This window comes from Haladaptatus ordinarius, assembly GCF_054177595.1.
Window position 1 is genome coordinate 11,902 of the sequence record NZ_JBPEHH010000057.1, and the last position, 15,504, is coordinate 27,405.

Consider the following 15,504-nt stretch of genomic DNA (forward strand, 5'->3'; position numbering starts at 1 on the left):
ATAATGCCTCGCATCACCAACTGGCGACGCGAGAGCCGCTCGCCGACACTTACGTATCGGAACACTGAGACCGGTGCCCGAGCTGTCCTGCATCGAGCCCCGGACTCCTACCGATACAAATGGCGTGGGGCGATCCTCGTCGACGGCTACCCGGTCTGGTCGCGAGGGTATGAGACGAAGAACGCGACGGTGTTTCGGAACGCGCTCCGTGACAGACCAGCGCCCGAACTGAGTTGTCCGGAGTGTCTGAACGGCGATGTGGTCGTCGGAGGGAAAACGGCTGACCGCACGAAAGTTCAGCGCTGGTCCGAGTGTCGGAACTGTGGGTACGAAGCACCCTCAGAGATCGTATACGGCGCCGAGCGCTAATTGATCGAGAACGCGTTAGGAGCTGTTTTTCGTCCGGGCAGGAGAGGGTGCCCCGGTTTGACCGGGGCGGTCCAACAATGAGCCTCGAAGTACTCAACCGCCACAGTGAGGCACTGTTCGAGTTCCTCTGGTGTCCCGTCTGTGGGCACGAGGGGTTCAGCCACATCCCCTTCGAGGGGGTGTTCTGCAAGAACTGCAACACGCAGGTTGAACTCCAAGAATCACCTGAGGATCGTGGCTACGAAGAGGCCGTCCTCGCCTGCTTCGATACCGACACGACCTGGAATCTCCACGTCGACGAAAAACTTCGTCGTGACCTGCCTGACGGGTCGGCTCGGGTGAAGATCCTCGGCGCGCCGGGTGCCTACGAGATCGACTGGTGGAGTCCTGCACCCGGCGACGGCTGGGAGCCGGTCGAGCGCGGTGAATTCGCTGACATCGAAGAACCTGTCGACGTGTCTCACTTGGCGTAAGGAGAGACGGTCGTTGGGGAGTTTTTCTACCCCCTGAAGGGTGCGGGGGTGCTCGAACGAGCCCCTCGAACAGAACTATGAGTGGAATTAGTGATCCACAGTCGACCGAACAGTCACGCCCTTCAGATGATTCCGACGTCGTCTATGTCGGCTACCGTCGTCGAGGCCGCGCCATCGTCGAGAAACAGTCCGACCAAGAACAGCTGACGCCGGAGCGGAGTCTCGAGTTGGCGAACCACAGTCCCTCCGGATTCAGCTGGGGATACAACGGTAGTGGTCCGGCCCAACTCGCGCTCGCACTCCTCCTCGACTACACTGACGACGAGGACATCGCCCTCGAGGAGTACATGGAATTCAAGACCAAGGTCGTGAGCCAGCTGGAGTGTACAGAACCAGACGGCTGCTGGCGACTCACCGGGCGTGAGATCGATGCAGCCCTTCGTGAGACAGTCGACGAACCAGTCGCACCGTCTGTCAACTAACGATCACAGAGAGCAATCCATGTCAGAACACACACAGCAGTCCCGTACGAACGCAGAATCGACGGAGAACAACGAACGACAGACTCCGACTGAATACGTCGAGCGAAGCGACGTCGGCGTCTCACTCACCGTGAAGCTCACTCGCGGAACTGGGACCCGCGATCAGGACAAGCTCACGGCCAAAGTGAAGGCGAAAACGCTCGAGGAGGCCCGCGAGGACATGGAGACGCTTCGGGAGTACATCCACGACCTCGCCGAGGACGCTCGCCAGATCCAACCAGGAGACGACGACGAGTAGCGGCCCGGTGCTGTTTCTCGTCGCCTCAGGAGGCGTGGAGGCGACCAGCAGTGAGCAACACAGGAGAGCACGACCCAGATTCGAACGGACTGTCGCCAGCACAGCGACTCGACCCACCGAATACACGACTCATCAACGCCGGCATCGCGACGATCAACGACATGGAAACGCTGCGAGCGTGCGTTGCCTACGAGAACGCCCACCAGCAACGCGTCCAGATTCTTCGCCGGCTCGATAACCGGGCCAGCGAGCTTCGGTCAGAAGACACCTAAATGACGCTCGCGGGCTGTTTGTCGGCGCCGTCAGGGATGGAGGCTTCAAAATAGATGAGCGACCGACCCGAGATTGAGATTCAGCGACAGACTGCGTTCGGTGAGAACGGCCAGCTCGAACTGGCCGAGACGAACGTCGAGACCTCGCTCGAGGACTTCGGTGCAGACATCGATCATCGCGACCGAGACTCGCGGCTCGATCGCCCCGAAGCTAGTGAGTTCGGCGTCGACAACCGGCCCACAGTAGAGCAAACAATCGAGGGAGATCAGGCGACGCTCTTCGCGGATACTGACGCCGACCAACAGACCCTCAGGGGCGATACTGCTACGATGCAGTGCCTCTTCGAAGAGTGACCCCCAGTCGGATCGTGTGATAGTTCACGGTGTGTCAACTATTAACCTGCTTCAAACCGGTTCCGGAGCCAATTGGTACACAACTCGAGCGGCTAGACGGCTTCCAGACACAGAACTGTCAAGAGTCTGTACGAACCCCCACCAAAGTCCCTGACACGTGAGCCAGACTGTGCCACGTTTGTTACCGGGATGCGCGGTACTCCCCGTATTTTATTCCGAGCCAGAAGGCAACGGCGGCGAAGATCGCCATAGAGGGGAGTACCATCATAAGCACCGTCTGGAGTGTCATAACGCCGCTTGCGGCCAACCCACCAACGCCAAGGACAATAAGCACGACCAGAATCCCGCCCGCTCTGGGAAGGTCAAACTCCATACTAGCTCGTCAACAGTCCAGATGCTAATACATTCGGTATTCGGGTGCGAGAATCGGGAGTCAGGAGTACCATGTCTTCGTTCAGACTATATATGGACACTCCGGTATTGTGTACGTGTGAGGGGCATCAGTATCAGCCACCAGACGAGCGGCCGTGACGAGGCGATCCAGTGACTGACTATTCGACTGATGTCGTCGTTGTCGGTGGGGGCCCCGCTGGCTGCGTCCTCTCCTACTTGCTCGCACGCAGTGGCGTGGAGACTATACTGGTCGAACGGCAGCAGACACTCAATCGAGAGTTCAGAGGGTACGGATTCCGACCGCCGATTCCGACCCTCCTCGCCGAGATGGATCTCCGTGACGACATCGAATCACTCCCCCACGAGACGATCTCTCGGGGAACGCTCATCGCCTACGGTCGGTCGTATCCCCTGTTCGAGTTCGACGACGAGCAGGTCATCCTGATGAAGCAACCACCGTTGCTCCGACGCATCGTTGCACGTGCCCGAGAGTACGATACCTTCTCGTTTCTCGACTCCACCACAGTGGATGGGTTTCTCCGTGATGATGGAGCGATTTCGGGCGTCACGGCGACGACACGACCGAGCGGTGAGCGGCTCACCATCCGGAGCCGACTCGTGGTCGGGGCCGACGGCCGGTACTCGACGACCCGAGAAGCTGCCGAGATCGACCTGCAGACCAAGGAGACGGGTTCGGAAGTCGTCTGGTTCAGACTGCCCCGTGCAGCAGCAGATCTGACGACACATCTCCGTATCGAACGAGATGGGATTCTCGCGTACTCCCCGCTGAGCGACCACGAGTCACAGTACGGCTTGCTCATCCAGGAGGGGACGTACCCGAAGATCCGTAACCGCGGTATCGAGTCCTTTCGGAGGCAGGTCGCCGGTATCGAGCCCAGACTCGCAGACAGTGTCGACCAGCACCTCACCTCATTCGACCAGTGTGCGTTACTGTCAATTCAGTCAGCGCTCGCTGAACGCTGGGTCGTGGATGGATTATTGCTCATCGGTGACGCCGCACATGTCGCCTCCCCAATCGGCGCCCAAGGAAACAACATGGCGATTCAAGACGCCGTCACCGCGCATCGGATCCTCACGCCGGTACTCAAACGAGAGACGGCGTCAGTATCGACCGACGTACTGCAGCGAGTTGAACGGATCCGCCGGCCAGTGATCGAAGAGGTACTCGAGAGCCAACAGTCAATGGGAGATGGATTAACCCGGCTTCTCACGATTCACGACCACCTTCCCCAGTCCCTCCACGCACCGGTCCTCCGGAGTGGCGCAGCGCTCGTGAGTCTAGCAACGAGATTTTCACGTCGCACTGAACCCAGTTCTGAGTCGCCGTCGGTCGATCGGGACCTCTTTGTCGAATAAGTCCACCTCAAAGATACTGGATTGCCACATCGCAGAGCAAGTGGAGAGAAACGGAAATCCCACCACCACTGGAGGGGGCACGTATGCATCTCTGAGCATACCTAAGTGACTACGACGCGTACTTCTTGAGAGTGAGGATACAATGAATGGCTACACCACCAACATCGAACAGGATACCCTCGAAAACGAGGATTATCGACGCGTTCTCTATACCGGCGAGCACACACAACTCGTCCTGATGACGCTCCGTCCCGGCGAGGAGATCGGACGCGAAACGCATCCTGATACTGATCAGTTCATCCGAGTCGAAACAGGGACTGCCCAGGCCGTACTTGACGGTGAGAAGATCACCCTTGCGGATGGCGACGTCCTCGTGATTCCAGCCGGCGCTGAGCACAATGTCACGAATACGTCCGACGAGACCGACCTTCGGTTGTATACGCTTTACAGTCCACCAGAGCATCCCGACGGCACCGTCCAACGGACGAAAGAGGATGCAGATGCTGCCCACGAAGAGCACGAGTAGTCGGAGGTGCTACATATCGACGACACCGTTCCCGAAACAAAACCCACTGGCGATGATGAGTTCGTCGCGAACACGGAGCGGACTGGCGACACGATTCAATACGCGCTCGAATCCGCTGAACTCGAACTCATCGGGCCGAATAACCTCCGAGCGCGAAGTCGTCGATCCTGTGAGAGTGCCTATGGGAAGGCCTGTTGAAACCGCAGACCGTGACGGAACTCGGGTTCAGAAGACAGAGTGTCTGTGCAGCGAACGGTTGGCCTTCGCCCACGTGTGAATAGATTTCGCTGGGATACGGTTGACTACACTCCTGGTTCGATGCGTATGATTTTGCGTCGACGGATTGAGTTCTAGTTCATGGCATCCATCCGTGCACGATACCGTGACTTTCCACGCGACCGTCCGGCCCTCGCGCTCGCAATTTCCATTCTGACCGTCGAGATCGTCGGCGCTTCCGGGGCGATCTTCACTGCTCAAGGTCTCAGCGCGTGGTACGATACCCTTCAGCGGCCGACGCTCGCGCCACCGGGCTGGGTCTTCGCTCCGGTGTGGACCACACTCTTTGCGCTCATCGGGGCCGCGCTGTGGCTGGTCTGGCGCCAGGCCTCAATGGAACCCGGTGACGTCCGTCTGGCGGTCGCAGTGTTCATCATGCAGTTTGCGTTCAATCTCGGCTGGTCGGCAGCGTTCTTCGGCTTGCAGAACATCGGCCTCGGACTCGCGGTCATCCTGATCCTGTGGGTGCTTATCGTAGCCACGATCTGGGCGTTCAACCGGGTGGACCGACGAGCAGCACTGTTGCTCGTACCGTACCTCCTGTGGGTGTCGTTCGCGACATACCTGAATTACCAATTCTGGGTGCTGAACTGATTCACACCGTCACCCGTCGTCGGAACGATGCGGTGGCGTGCGCCCACGCCCAGCAATGCGAGGAAGGGGATGCAAAGGAGGTCTGCGACGACAAACGGATCCAGTGGGCCACGCTCGACCTCCTCAGTGATGCCTCACCAGTTTTGGAATAGATCGAAATCATACCGGATGGCTGGCATACGACTCGATCTGTTCTCAACTTCGACGAAGTCCGAATCCCCTCCATTGCCACTCCTGTGATCTCAAAGGTTGGGCGAATATGTTCGGCAGCGACCGTACGGACCGAGAATTGGGAGAGGGACCCATAGAAATTAGTGAGCTACGAATGGACATTCAGTCATGGAAATTTCCCGACAGACAATCGCGAAAGCATTGGTGACCGTATTCGTCGTCAACCTGATCGTAATGGGGGTGGGAGCATTCTACTCCTCTCAGCAGGTTCCACCAATCCCAAAAGAGGTGGTCGGACCCAATGGGGACGTCGTCGCCACCGAATCACAGGTCCAAGCTGGAAAAGTCGCCTTCCAGCAGGACGGTCTGATGAACCACGGGTCAATCCTCGGTAATGGGGCGTATTTCGGCGTCGACTACACCGCAGATACGCTCGATTTGAAGGTCCAGTTCATGCGGGAGTATTACGCCCAAGAACGATTCAACGAGGATTACACGGAACTGGAGTCTGCCGATCAAGGGAGTGTCGACAGTCTCGTCCGTGACGACTTGGATGAGTCGTTCGAGCGGGGCACGGAGACGGTGCAGTACTCCGCTGCAGAGGTGTACGCCCACCAGCAGGTTCGGGAGGTCTATGTCGAGCGCTATCACAATGGCGCGCTCGACCGCGGCGTGCCAGCGAATATGATGGATTCCGAGGAAGACGCCCGGCGGTTCGCCGACTTCGCGCTCTGGACCGCGTGGATCTCCCACACAGATCGTCCGGGAAGCGACCACAGCTTCACGAACGAGTGGCCCTACAAGCCGGCTGCAGGGAATACCCCGACCGGGTCAACGATGATCTGGAGCGTCATCAGTATGGTGCTCCTCATCGCAGCCGTCGGTATCGGTGTGTTCGCCTACAAATCCGTCGAACTTCCGGAGCCGAAGGTCAACGACCTCGAGATACCGGCTCCCGATGAGATCAGTTTGACGCCCAGCCAGCGTGCCGCGACCCGGTTCATCCCACTTGCAGGAGCATTATTCGCCTTGCAAGTCCTTCTCGGTGGCTTACTGGCTCACTACTACGTCGAGCGGCACGCGTTTTTTGGAATCGAAGAGGTATTCGGCGTCAACATCGTGCAGGTGTTCCCATTCGCACTGGCGAAGACGTTCCACCTCGATCTCGGCATTCTGTGGATCGCCTCGCTCTGGCTCGGTGCTGGACTGTTCCTTCCACCACTGCTGACCAATCACGAACCTGATCGGCAGCGAACCGCTATTCACATCCTCCTCGGTGCGCTCATCGTCGCCGCAGTCGGGGGCCTCGTTGGTGTCTGGCTCGGCGCACAGGGCTACATCGATGGCCCGCTCTGGTGGATCATCGGCAACGAGGGCCTGGAGTACCTCGAAGTCGGCCGTCTCTGGCAGGTCGGACTCCTCGTCGGCTTCGTGCTGTGGACAGGCCTCGTCTGGCGGGGCTTCAAACCCATGCTGCAACGGGAAGCGCGGTATGGCCTTGCGCACATGATCATCTACGCGGGCGGGTCGATCGGACTGTTGTTCACTGCTGGGATGCTCTATACGCCCCAGACGAACATCGTGATGACGGAGTTCTGGCGCTGGTGGGTCGTCCACATGTGGGTCGAAGGCGCCTTCGAGTTCTTCATCGTCGCGGTCGTCGGCCTTACCCTCGTGAGCATGGGCCTGCTCCGGAAGGCGTCCGCAGAGAAGGCGGTCGCGTTCCAAGCGCTGTTCGTGATGGGGTCGGGCATCATCGGCGCCTCCCACCACTACTGGTGGGTCGGCCAGCCCGACATCTGGATTCCGTTCGGCTCGGTCTTCTCTACGCTCGAGCTCATCCCGCTCATCCTCATCCTCTTCGAGGCGATGGGCCAGTATCGCGCACTCGCGACGAGCGACGAGACGTTCCCCTACACGCTCCCGTTCATGTTCATCATCGCCAGTGGGTTCTGGAATTTCCTTGGGGCGGGCGTGCTCGGTTTCTTCATCAACCTCCCGCTGGTCAACTACTACGAGCACGGGACGTACCTGACCGTCGGCCACGCCCACGCCGCGATGTTCGGCGCATTCGGCTTCCTCGCGCTTGGGATGGCGACCTACATGTTGCGTATCTCGACGAAACCCAGCGAGTGGACTGAGCGTCGACTCCGGTGGGCGTTCTGGCTCTGGAACGTCGGCCTCGCCGTCATGGTGTTCGTGTCCGTACTCCCGGTCGGGTTCCTGCAATTGGAGACGGCGTTCACCCAGAGCTACGCCGCCGCACGGAGTCTGGCGTTCTACAACAGCGATCTCGTCCAGTTCCTCTTCTGGGCGCGGCTCCCCGGCGATACGATGATCATCCTTGGGACGCTCGTCTTCCTCTACGACATGGTAGCCAAGCGGTTCACGTTGCGGTCGGTCTCGCTGCCAAGTGATACACTAGGTCGGGGGACAATTCCCGACCGGGTAATGGCCGAAGACGACGATTGATATCGAGGAAAACCAGCGGCTTCCTCACGTCCGAATCCTTCTCTCCCCTCGATTTCACAACTCCCTTGGTCGCCTCGCTAGTGCGCTCCCAACCATTGAGTGACTAGGTTTCGTTGTGCTTCCCAAGGGTCGGATAGAGTCGGTGAAGTTTCGTTCGAGCATCGTCAGTCGTGAATTGCCACGTGATAGAAGTCTCTGCCTCATTGCGGTCGGTTTCCCACGCAGCGACCTCCGTTTGGAGGGTCGCTGCGTCCGGGATACGGCGATTCAGACACTGCGTTTTGAGAGCGCTGATCTCGATTTCTGCCATGTTCAGCCAGCTGCCGTGTTTCGGCGTGAAGTGAAATTCGAAGCGATCGAGGTACGCGCGGGCTTCAATCGGGGGGAGAAACTCGTAGAAGGCGGCTGGATTGTGCGTATTGAGGTTGTCCAGAACTACCCGGATGCGGGCCGCATCCGGGTAGTGAACATCCGCGAGTTCTTGCATCCGTTCAACAAACTCACGTTTTCGGCGCTTCGCTGTGACCTTAACGTGTCGCCACCCGGTGAGCGGTTCGGTGGTCACGTGGAGCTTCTGCGTGCCGTTGCGCTCGTAGTGATAGTCTTCTCGCGCGACCGCTCCCGGTCGCGCCGGGAACGGATCGCGCACGTGTCCCCGAAGCGTCTTACTTGCCTCGTCAAAGCAGATCACCGGTTGGTCAGGATCGTACGGTTTGTGATAGAGTGAGAGGACGTCTTCCATCCGGTAGACGAACGTAGCATCCTGTTCGGTCGGGATCAGCCAGGACTTAGAGCGGTGTGGCTTTAGGGTGTTTTTTTAGCCGCTGTCGGACGGTTTCCTCGGAGATCGAGTCGAACTCGATCTCCTCGAGAGCGACGAGTTGGTCGGCAAGGAGGGCGTAGGTCCAGCGTGATCGTCCTTCTGGGGGCGGTGAGCAGGCAAGCGCGACGAGATGCGCCTCGCCCCGGCCGTCGAGTTTGGGTTCGTAGACCCGATCGGGCTTGCGGCGATGAATCGCCGCGAGCCCTCGTTCGGCGTAGGCTTTGCGCGTCCGGTAGGGCGTGGAGATAGAGCAATCGAGGTGCTCACAGATCGTCGGATCTGTGAGCCCCTCGTCGGCCTTCAGCAGGATCTTTGCACGGGTAATATCCTCGGCTCGGTGTTCACCCTTCGAAACGAACGCCTTGAGCTTCCTGCGTTCTTCGTCCGAGAGATTGACGATATTCTTCTTGCGTCCCATTCCTGTAGAGACGCGCTCAGACGAGATAACCTAGGCTGTCCACGATTGGGGGCGCACTAGACAATGCCATGAATAGATAAATATCATGGATGTTGATTCTTGCTCTAAGAGGAAAAGAACGGATGAGCAATAAATCGGGAGTTTCCGAGCAGGTGATATCGCTCCCCGAAGGTGGAGGAGCACTCAAAGGGATTGGCGAAACGTTCTCTGCGGATCTGCACACCGGCACGGGTAATTTCACCGTCCCAATTGATCTTCCCGCGGGACGGAACGATTTCGCATCAGAACTCAGTGGAGAAGTATTGACAAGGGTGAGGATCGGTATAATTACTATATGACAACATGGGACGAGAGGTTTCGTACCGGCGAATATCCGTCTGAGGTGGATCCTTCGCCAGTATTGCGCGAGTACACTGACGAGACGTCCGACGGACGGGCACTCGATGTCGCCTGTGGTACGGGACGCAACGCGGTATTCCTCGCCGACCGGGGCTACGAGGTGGATGCGCTCGACCAGTCGATCGAAGGGCTCCGTATCACCAGAGCAAATGCACGGGAGCAGGATGTCGCTGACGAGATCAATCTGATACAGACCGATGCGACCCAGTTCGACTATCCGGAGGAGTATTACGACGTAGTGACGGTCAGTTTCTTCCGGACGCTCGACCGACTGAGTGACATCAAGGCGGCGCTGAAACCGAACGGGTTGTTGTTCTACCAGCATCACCTCCGTTCGGAGCCACCAGCAGAGGTAGGCCCGAGTACGGACCGGTACCGGTTTTGCTCGAACGAACTGCTCCACGCCTGTCTCGACTTGACTGTCCTGTACTACGAGGAATCGAGCGAGCAGTGGGAAGGAAGACGCTCAGCGACCGTCGAACTCGTCGCTCGCAATAGCCACGGCGGAACCCAATCCTATCCAGAAACACAGTGGCCGCTCGTGGGATAAGTGCCAGCTCGGTCAAGGACAATGGACCGTATGGCCGATATGCTCCTGTCGACAGCACTGCTTCTGAAACCTATCCCCGATTGAGGGTCCCAACAGGCCCCGATTTCACCGTCTAGTCCTGGACCATCTGTTCTGCGTTGTCCTCAGGTCCACAACTTCGGAGTTTAGCCGGGTGATGCGTGCCTTCTTTTCACGCTACTCACGATGAATTGAGTTACGTCTGCCGATTCTCTACTCGAACAATCCCCTACCTATCTTGCCGGTAGGCACACATCAGAACCCCATCCTCCGAAAGTCTGGTGGTCGCTCCTAGCTTCAAAAGTTGAGACTGGGATTCTCAATGCATACGGTCCTCGAATCTCTTCGCGGTTGAGCATGATCTCCTCGTTGACTCACTCAGCAACATCGAATGCCCAAGACGGCGACTGAACGGAGTGAGTTACTGCTCTAATTCTGACCAGACGTGCCGGAACTTCCCACTTCGTTCCTCTCGTCGTGGAGGTTCGGATACTGCTTCGATGGTTATGTGGTTAATCCCGTGATTACGAAGGAACGACTGGAGTTCACGCTCGATATGTTTCCAGACCTCCTCCTCGGTTGCATCAGGAGTGACATCAAAGCGGACCTGAAGTGTTGTGGGGGCTGTGCGGATAATCTGGGTTCGATGGACACCCGGAACTTCTTCGACGACGCTTGAGAGTCCGAGTGGGAAAATCGGCACCTCCTCTCCCTCGTCGGTTTCGAACTGGAAGACGTCTCCTTGCCGTCCGCCGACTTCCATAATGGGGAATGCGCTCCCGCATGGACACCGCTCTTCGTACAGCGTGATGCTGTCTCCGAGGTCGTACCGAACGAGCGGATGCACTCGATTCGAGAGGCTCGTGATGAGGACGGTGTCCGACGGCGTCCCAGGTTCGACCGGCTGATAATCCTCGTCGACCGGTTCGACCACGACCCAGTCGGTATTGGCGTGGAGATTCCCGTGTTCGCACTCGACGGCAATCGGGACGAATTCCGTCGCCCCATAGAGTTCTCGGACCACACAATCGAAGGTGTCTCGGAGCATTCGCTTTTGGGTCTCAGAGATGGGTTCTGCAGTGGGGAGAACGAGTGCCGGGCTGATGTCGAGACGGCCATCTTGCTGGGCTCGCGCCAACTCGACGAAGACGGTCGAGTAGCCTTCGAGGATGGCGGGTTGGTACTGGTTCAGATCGGAGATCAGGTCGTCGATCGGGCTCTTCGGGGAAAAGAGTCGAAGGCGACGCTCTCCATAGACGGATTCTCGACGCATCATCTCGAGGCCGGCCGCACCGGCGAAGTGACCGCCCGAGACAGCGACGAGTCCGATGCGGAGATTCTGTGTGAAGAGTCGGGACAGTGACGAAATTCCGGCCATTGCGGGCACGATCCACCGATCACCCAGCACGTCTGAAATGGTCCATGCGGTCTCATCCTGAACGAACACCCCCGGTTCCCCGGTCGTCCCAGACGTTGTCCAAACCGGATACATCCCGAGGAAGCGCTCGCCGATCTTCGTCTCGTCAGCGACGAACGCGTCGATCTCGGCTTTGGTAATCGCAGTGTCTGTGACGAGGTCGTCGAAGTGCTCCATGAGCATCGACTTCGACACCGGCGGGTACTGTGTGAGGTCGGTACTGCCCTCGGGGACGTCGGCGTAGTGGCGCTTGTAGAACCGTGACTGTCGCCGGGCAAAGGAGAGCATCTCAGTGAGCCGTCGTCGCTGCCGAGCCTCTATCTCTGCACGGGTCGCTCTTCTGGCCCGCCATACGTCGAGCGTGATCTTTCCTCTCTCAATTGGATTCATCGGACTGGTGTTGGAGCACGGGGGAATTCTTCCGAGCCCCCTCTCGTGTTCCCGTTAGACTTCGCGGCGAACGGACTTTGTTATTGGCCCGCCGAGCCAGCTGTTACCCGACGGTCCTCATGTGGCCCTCCCAGGGCTCACCATGTCCGGACAACAGTACGACCTCACCACAGGAATCCAATCTCCGTATCGACGACCGCGCCTTCTCGGCGTCGTAGTGTATCGGTGGCAACAGCGCTGGTTCGGTGTGGCGGCCAGTTCGAACATTGTACGTCATCAGGGCGTCACCGCAGAAGAGCACATCTCGATCGGGGAGATAGAACGCGGAGGATCCGGCCGTATGCCCGGGGACATGGATGACCGTTGGATGCCCAGGGACGTTGAGTTCGTCGCCGTCCTCGAAGATTTCGAACGCCGTGAGTTGCGGCACCGATCCGACCCCTGAGTGGACGACTTCGACGAAGTACGAAAACACCGGGGGCTTCCAGAGTACCTTCACGAAGTCGAGCGGTGGGAGCGACCGGGACACCGTGTTTGTCCGCTGCACATCGGCCGGGTGGATCCACACCGGCGCGTCAGCGGCTACTCGAAGCCACTCGGCGAAGCCGAGATGGTCGAGGTCGCCGTGGGTGATGAGAATCGCCGCAACGTCGGATATCGTGTATCCGAGTACCTCGACACCTTCGACGAGGAGGTTCCAGTGTCCGGGGAGGCCAGCGTCGACGACAGTGAGAGCATTGTCCTCCTCGACGATGTACCAGTTGATTCGGCGCGTCCCGAATCGATACACTCTGTCGGCGACCTCGACGCCACGAACGAATTCCATAGCGGACGTACGCACTCGACTGGGATATCTCTGCTAGCTGGTTTGAGCGGGTAAGCGCCTGCTTCCTGGATGCCGTGCCTTCTCTGACCACCCGCGTCGAAACCCGTCGTCAGCCGACGAGCGTCACCCCAATCAGGCTCCCGACACCGTAGGTGAGGACCGCAGCAGCGAGTCCAATCCCGACCTGCCGCAGTCCAGAAAAGAGCACGGACCGTCCCGTGAGAAGCGTGATGCCGGCCCCGATGACGAACAGCGCGACTGCACTCAGCACGAGACTCACGCCGACGGCGACCAGTCCACTCAACACGAAGTACGGGAGGACGGGGACGATGGCTCCGAGTGCGAAGAGCACGAACGACGTCGCGGCCGCTTCCCACGCTGAGCCACCCAGTTCTTCTGGGTTGATGCCCAGCTCCTCCCGAGCGAGCGTGTCTAGTGCCATCTCCTCGTCGGCAATCAACTGCTCGGCAATCTCTCTGGCGCGTTCTTTCGAGAGCCCTTTCGCCTCGTAGATGAGGGCCAGTTCTTCTGCTTCTTCTTCGGGAACCTCGGCGAGTTCTTCGGCCTCAATGCCGATCTGGCGTTGATACAGTTCCCGAGAGCTTTGGACGGAGAGCCACTCGCCCATCGCCATCGACCCCGATCCAGCGAGGAGCCCGGCGAGACCCGTAATCAGAATCGCCGTCGAATCCAGTGCCGCACCGGCGACGCCCATCACAAGACTGAGATTGGACACGAGACCATCGTTTGCACCGAGAACTGCGGCACGGAGTGCGTTGCCGCTGGTCGCCCGGTGGCGGCCTTCGAGCTGGGCGAGGACTTCCCCCCGTGCCCCCTGCCCGGGTGTTTCCGCGATCACCGTCAGGAGACGATCGTGCAAGCGTTCGTCGGCGGCCATCCCGGTTCCCGTGACCTCCGGTTGGGTCGCGTAGTCACTCCCACCGATGGCCTCCCCGGCTTGCATGGAGGATAGTACCAGCCCCGGTCCGAATCGACGGGCAAGCCACGCCAGCACCCTCGCTCTCCGAGACGGCTTGGCGTCTCCTGGGTCAGAACCGGCTTCTCGAATCTTCTCGGTCCAGAAGTCTGCATGGGTTCGCTCCGTGTCGGCCAGCCGGCGGTAGACTTCTGCGACCTGTGGTTGCGATTCGGCGTCAGCCATCGCGGTATAGACCGTCGCACTGTCGATTTCGTCTTGCCGATTGCGACGGTAGCGTTCGATATCCTCTGGAGCAGTCATATATGGTGTAATTGCGACACGAGGACTTAGTGGTGGCTTCAGCGCATCACAGGGTCGCCTTGACTGCTGCCTACCCCCTCATCCAATACACGGTCAGTGGGAGTTGAGACCGTCGCTCTCAATGCATACGGTCTCAACTTCCCACAGGTTCGGAGGATGTCGAAGATACAAACGAGATAGCGGTGCAAACCAGTATTTTGCGGCTGAGGTGAGTGTGGGGTCGACAGGATCAGTGTACCGATTGGGTGGAGAGTCGTGATATCCGAAGAGATGGAGTACCAAAGCGGGACTCGGGAGGGAGTTGTCACTCCCGAGTCCCGCGGTCTGGGCGTCTTTCACCGATCAGTCGGGCGGAGCGAGGCAGAAACCGATGAGTTCGACGACTTCGCCAGCGCGGAGTGGCGGCTTTACGCCGAGGTCGACGACAAGCGCCTCACGAACCTCCTGCTTCGTGAGGCGCCAGACGTTGTACATGACGACGCCAAGGACAAAGTACAGTAGCCGCACGCGGTAATCTGTCGAGGCTGTGGCAGGGAGGAAGTGATGCTTGATGGTCTTGTACTCGCTTTCGATCTGCCAGCGCCAGCTGTACTGCGCGGTGAGTCCCATTGCCTGGTCGGGCGTTACGACGCGATTTGTCGTGAAGACGGCGTACGTCCCGTCTTCTTCCGTCGACGGGACGTACATGAAACTGAGCTCGTGTGAGCGACCGTCCACGGAGAGTGTCACCGCTCGCTCGACGGCGACGTCGGCGAGCGGGTGGGCTTCTAACTTCTCGATCTGCTCTATCTCGGCGGCGTAGACCTGCTTCGGAATGAGATAGGTGATGTCGTGGCAATCGATCACGTCCCAGACTTCCATGGCGTCGAACTCACGGTCGGTGAACAGTTTGTGAATCTCGACGTGTTGTTCAGCCTGCGCCAACAACCGCCGGACGAGGTCGGCTTTCGAGTGACTCTCGATCTGGGAGGCGTCGCCTTCCCAGGCCGACGCCTCCCGGACGGGTTCGATCCCGAGGACAATCGGCGTGTTCTGGCCGATGATCGTCAACGTTGCGAACTTGTAGCTACGCCCCTCTTTGTCGCCGCTCACCATCTCCGGAAAGTTGTCTTTTGGAACCTTCTCTTCGCCATCGACGATGACGAGTCATCGTCGGGATCGTCTTTGTACGGAGAGGGATAGAAGTCCCAGTGAGTGATGTCGATCGCCGCGATGACGGGCTCCGCGAGCCCGTCGGTCGCGTCGATCTCTGTGAGCAAGCACTCCAGTCCGGCGTGAAACGGCTCGAAGATCGCATCACGGATCCGTTGCCAGTCGAGCGGTCGCTCACCGACTTTAAAGACGGTGAGCGACGTCTGCTCGGCTG

19 protein-coding genes and 1 pseudogene are annotated in these 15,504 nt (G+C 59.0%); 13 read left to right on the top strand and 7 right to left on the bottom strand.

The genetic code is table 11. The features are described from left to right. The first annotated feature begins 3 nt into the window (after positions 1 to 3). The 6 genes from ACR3FF_RS18025 (at position 4) to ACR3FF_RS18050 (ending at position 2,248) form a co-directional block, all read left to right on the top strand. A complete protein-coding gene (locus tag ACR3FF_RS18025) occupies positions 4 to 369 on the top strand; it encodes a DUF7568 family protein (protein WP_458189491.1) in 366 nt (121 codons plus the stop codon). 77 nt (positions 370 to 446) lie between these two features. After that, the gene (locus ACR3FF_RS18030; protein ID WP_458189492.1) at positions 447 to 842 is read left to right on the top strand and encodes a DUF7567 family protein; all 396 of its coding nucleotides are present in this window, start codon (positions 447 to 449) and stop codon (positions 840 to 842) included. 77 nt (positions 843 to 919) lie between these two features. After that, positions 920 to 1,324: a DUF6166 domain-containing protein gene (locus tag ACR3FF_RS18035; RefSeq protein WP_458189493.1), complete on the top strand. Its 405-nt coding sequence runs from the start codon at positions 920 to 922 to the stop codon at positions 1,322 to 1,324. A 19-nt stretch (positions 1,325 to 1,343) separates the two neighbouring features. Then, positions 1,344 to 1,622 carry a DUF7389 domain-containing protein gene (locus tag ACR3FF_RS18040; RefSeq protein ID WP_458189494.1) on the top strand — a complete coding sequence of 93 codons (279 nt, stop codon included), beginning with the start codon at positions 1,344 to 1,346 and terminating at the stop codon, positions 1,620 to 1,622. A gap of 50 nt (positions 1,623 to 1,672) precedes the next feature. Next, positions 1,673 to 1,894, top strand: a complete 222-nt coding sequence (locus tag ACR3FF_RS18045) for a DUF8129 domain-containing protein (protein ID WP_458189495.1) — start codon at positions 1,673 to 1,675, stop codon at positions 1,892 to 1,894. Positions 1,895 to 1,948: 54 nt separating this feature from the next. Further along, the gene (locus ACR3FF_RS18050) at positions 1,949 to 2,248 is read left to right on the top strand and encodes a hypothetical protein (RefSeq protein ID WP_458189496.1); all 300 of its coding nucleotides are present in this window, start codon (positions 1,949 to 1,951) and stop codon (positions 2,246 to 2,248) included. 181 nt (positions 2,249 to 2,429) lie between these two features. Here the strand turns inward: ACR3FF_RS18050 and ACR3FF_RS18055 are convergent, their stop codons facing one another. After that, on the bottom strand, positions 2,430 to 2,621 hold the full coding sequence (locus tag ACR3FF_RS18055; RefSeq protein WP_458189497.1) for a DUF7333 family protein: 192 nt from the start codon (positions 2,619 to 2,621) through the stop codon (positions 2,430 to 2,432). A gap of 170 nt (positions 2,622 to 2,791) precedes the next feature. Here ACR3FF_RS18055 and ACR3FF_RS18060 point away from each other — a divergent pair, with 170 nt between their 5' ends. The 5 genes from ACR3FF_RS18060 (at position 2,792) to ACR3FF_RS18080 (ending at position 8,057) form a co-directional block, all read left to right on the top strand. After that, positions 2,792 to 4,018, top strand: a complete 1,227-nt coding sequence (locus tag ACR3FF_RS18060; protein ID WP_458189498.1) for an FAD-dependent monooxygenase — start codon at positions 2,792 to 2,794, stop codon at positions 4,016 to 4,018. A 142-nt stretch (positions 4,019 to 4,160) separates the two neighbouring features. Next, a complete protein-coding gene (locus ACR3FF_RS18065; RefSeq protein ID WP_458189499.1) occupies positions 4,161 to 4,544 on the top strand; it encodes a cupin domain-containing protein in 384 nt (127 codons plus the stop codon). A gap of 6 nt (positions 4,545 to 4,550) precedes the next feature. Further along, positions 4,551 to 4,742: a hypothetical protein gene (locus ACR3FF_RS18070; protein ID WP_458189500.1), complete on the top strand. Its 192-nt coding sequence runs from the start codon at positions 4,551 to 4,553 to the stop codon at positions 4,740 to 4,742. Positions 4,743 to 4,901: 159 nt separating this feature from the next. Next, a complete protein-coding gene (locus ACR3FF_RS18075) occupies positions 4,902 to 5,414 on the top strand; it encodes a TspO/MBR family protein (RefSeq protein ID WP_458189501.1) in 513 nt (170 codons plus the stop codon). A 339-nt stretch (positions 5,415 to 5,753) separates the two neighbouring features. Further along, entirely contained in the window at positions 5,754 to 8,057 is a 2,304-nt protein-coding gene (locus ACR3FF_RS18080) for a nitric-oxide reductase large subunit (protein ID WP_458189502.1), read from the top strand. Between the two features lie 103 nt (positions 8,058 to 8,160). Here the strand turns inward: ACR3FF_RS18080 and ACR3FF_RS18085 are convergent. Then, positions 8,161 to 9,298, bottom strand: a protein-coding gene (locus tag ACR3FF_RS18085) for an IS630 family transposase (RefSeq protein WP_458189503.1) whose coding sequence is annotated in 2 segments (ribosomal slippage) — positions 8,161 to 8,875 and positions 8,874 to 9,298 — 1,140 coding nt in all. Because the reading frame shifts where the segments join, the coding sequence is not laid out codon by codon here. A 122-nt stretch (positions 9,299 to 9,420) separates the two neighbouring features. Between ACR3FF_RS18085 and ACR3FF_RS18090 the strand changes: the two genes are divergently transcribed. Both ACR3FF_RS18090 and ACR3FF_RS18095 read left to right on the top strand, forming a co-directional pair. Further along, complete coding sequence (locus tag ACR3FF_RS18090) at positions 9,421 to 9,636, top strand: hypothetical protein (protein ID WP_458189504.1); 216 nt, start codon at positions 9,421 to 9,423, stop codon at positions 9,634 to 9,636. Beyond that, complete coding sequence (locus ACR3FF_RS18095) at positions 9,633 to 10,247, top strand: class I SAM-dependent methyltransferase (RefSeq protein ID WP_458189505.1); 615 nt, start codon at positions 9,633 to 9,635, stop codon at positions 10,245 to 10,247. Before ACR3FF_RS18090 ends, ACR3FF_RS18095 begins: the two co-directional genes overlap by 4 nt. Before the next feature lie 439 nt (positions 10,248 to 10,686). On the opposite strand, the gene ACR3FF_RS18100 is transcribed toward ACR3FF_RS18095, so the two are convergent. The 5 genes and pseudogenes from ACR3FF_RS18100 to ACR3FF_RS18120 all read right to left on the bottom strand — a co-directional run. Further along, complete coding sequence (locus tag ACR3FF_RS18100; RefSeq protein WP_458189506.1) at positions 10,687 to 11,970, bottom strand: phenylacetate--CoA ligase family protein; 1,284 nt, start codon at positions 11,968 to 11,970, stop codon at positions 10,687 to 10,689. A gap of 205 nt (positions 11,971 to 12,175) precedes the next feature. After that, positions 12,176 to 12,898: an MBL fold metallo-hydrolase gene (locus tag ACR3FF_RS18105; RefSeq protein WP_458189507.1), complete on the bottom strand. Its 723-nt coding sequence runs from the start codon at positions 12,896 to 12,898 to the stop codon at positions 12,176 to 12,178. 109 nt (positions 12,899 to 13,007) lie between these two features. Then, a complete protein-coding gene (locus tag ACR3FF_RS18110; RefSeq protein WP_458189508.1) occupies positions 13,008 to 14,138 on the bottom strand; it encodes a VIT1/CCC1 transporter family protein in 1,131 nt (376 codons plus the stop codon). A 342-nt stretch (positions 14,139 to 14,480) separates the two neighbouring features. Continuing rightward, the gene (locus ACR3FF_RS18115) at positions 14,481 to 15,233 is read right to left on the bottom strand and encodes a transposase (RefSeq protein ID WP_458189509.1); all 753 of its coding nucleotides are present in this window, start codon (positions 15,231 to 15,233) and stop codon (positions 14,481 to 14,483) included. Next, positions 15,227 to 15,504: pseudogene (locus ACR3FF_RS18120) on the bottom strand (hypothetical protein); the annotation flags it as partial. The pseudogene ACR3FF_RS18120 and the gene ACR3FF_RS18115, both read right to left, overlap by 7 nt.

Coding starts and splice junctions, on each gene's coding strand:
- ACR3FF_RS18025 (WP_458189491.1), top strand. CDS start 4: ATGCCTCGCATCACCAACTGGCGACGCGAGAGCCGCTCGCCGACACTT.
- ACR3FF_RS18065 (WP_458189499.1), top strand. CDS start 4,161: ATGAATGGCTACACCACCAACATCGAACAGGATACCCTCGAAAACGAG.
- ACR3FF_RS18100 (WP_458189506.1), bottom strand. CDS start 11,970: ATGCTCTCCTTTGCCCGGCGACAGTCACGGTTCTACAAGCGCCACTAC.
- ACR3FF_RS18110 (WP_458189508.1), bottom strand. CDS start 14,138: ATGACTGCTCCAGAGGATATCGAACGCTACCGTCGCAATCGGCAAGAC.
- ACR3FF_RS18030 (WP_458189492.1), top strand. CDS start 447: ATGAGCCTCGAAGTACTCAACCGCCACAGTGAGGCACTGTTCGAGTTC.
- ACR3FF_RS18050 (WP_458189496.1), top strand. CDS start 1,949: ATGAGCGACCGACCCGAGATTGAGATTCAGCGACAGACTGCGTTCGGT.
- ACR3FF_RS18040 (WP_458189494.1), top strand. CDS start 1,344: ATGTCAGAACACACACAGCAGTCCCGTACGAACGCAGAATCGACGGAG.
- ACR3FF_RS18105 (WP_458189507.1), bottom strand. CDS start 12,898: ATGGAATTCGTTCGTGGCGTCGAGGTCGCCGACAGAGTGTATCGATTC.
- ACR3FF_RS18115 (WP_458189509.1), bottom strand. CDS start 15,233: ATGGTGAGCGGCGACAAAGAGGGGCGTAGCTACAAGTTCGCAACGTTG.
- ACR3FF_RS18055 (WP_458189497.1), bottom strand. CDS start 2,621: ATGGAGTTTGACCTTCCCAGAGCGGGCGGGATTCTGGTCGTGCTTATT.
- ACR3FF_RS18090 (WP_458189504.1), top strand. CDS start 9,421: ATGAGCAATAAATCGGGAGTTTCCGAGCAGGTGATATCGCTCCCCGAA.
- ACR3FF_RS18035 (WP_458189493.1), top strand. CDS start 920: ATGAGTGGAATTAGTGATCCACAGTCGACCGAACAGTCACGCCCTTCA.
- ACR3FF_RS18075 (WP_458189501.1), top strand. CDS start 4,902: ATGGCATCCATCCGTGCACGATACCGTGACTTTCCACGCGACCGTCCG.
- ACR3FF_RS18095 (WP_458189505.1), top strand. CDS start 9,633: ATGACAACATGGGACGAGAGGTTTCGTACCGGCGAATATCCGTCTGAG.
- ACR3FF_RS18080 (WP_458189502.1), top strand. CDS start 5,754: ATGGAAATTTCCCGACAGACAATCGCGAAAGCATTGGTGACCGTATTC.